Raw genomic sequence first — 1,029 nt, forward strand, 5'->3', positions numbered from 1 at the left:
TCGATCATTGAAGCGAACGCAGCAGGCGCTCAAGCGGTCGCTCGGTGATGGCGTCGAGCATCATGGGGCGAATGTCCTTTGGCTCGCAGCCGTCCTGGGGTTTGGGGAGCAATGGAACCAAAAACCAACGTAAGCTCTGGGCTTGTCTCGATCAGAGATCGTCGTCTGGATTACGCAACGGCCGTAGCTCCCCGCGTGCAACCTCTTCCGGCACTGCGAACGAATACCGACCCAGCATGTTGATGTGCTCGTAAATCAGCGGCGAGAGCCGGACGACATCCTCTTCCTGCACCGGATGCCCCTGCCGCTTGAGCTGCTTCAGGGCGACCGTTATGTAGAGGGTGTTCCACAGCACTATGATGTTCACCACCAGACCCAGGGCACTGAGCTGGTCTTCCTGGCCTTCGCGGTAACGCTGGCGAAGCTCGCCGCGCTTGCCGTGGAATACGGCACGGGCCAGGCTGTGCCGGCCCTCGCCCCGGTTCAACTGGGTCAGGGTGGCGCGGCGCTTGGACTCGTCGTCGATGTAGGTCAGGGTGTGCAGGGTCTTCTCGATGCGGCCGAACTCAGCCAGCGCTTGGGCGAGCCGGCCAGACGCAGCAGGTCGTCCCAGTGCTCGGCGAGCAGGTCGAGCTTGACCGACTGCCGGGCCAGGCCGTTGAGCTTGCCGTAGTCCGCGTCCGCGTCCGCGTCCGGGTGCGAGCGCCAGAAACGGATGCCGCCGACGTCGGCCAGGCGCGGGCTGAAGTGGTAGCCGAGCAGGCGGAACAGCCCGAACACCACATCGCTGTAGGCGCCGGTGTCGGTCATGATCTGTGTGGGCTGCAACTCGGTCTGCTGCTCTAGGACCACAGCCAGCAGAACCAGGCTGTCGCGCAGGGTGCCGGGCACGGTGATAGCGTTCAGCCCGGAGAACTGGTCGGAGATCAGGTTGTACGTAACCGCTCCATAAACCCTACCTTCGAAACCGCGCCCTGAGATCTGATGCTGAGCTCCCGATTCCTTCTGGAACTTGCCCCGCATGATGCG

General features: G+C 63.4%; 1 pseudogene. It reads right to left on the reverse strand.

The features are described from left to right. Positions 1–151: 151 nt before the first annotated feature. A pseudogene (locus tag BMY22_RS23530) lies at positions 152–1,029 on the reverse strand (Tn3 family transposase); the annotation flags it as partial.

Origin of the sequence: Azotobacter beijerinckii (assembly GCF_900110885.1) — a bacterium.
Lineage (GTDB): Bacteria > Pseudomonadota > Gammaproteobacteria > Pseudomonadales > Pseudomonadaceae > Azotobacter > Azotobacter beijerinckii.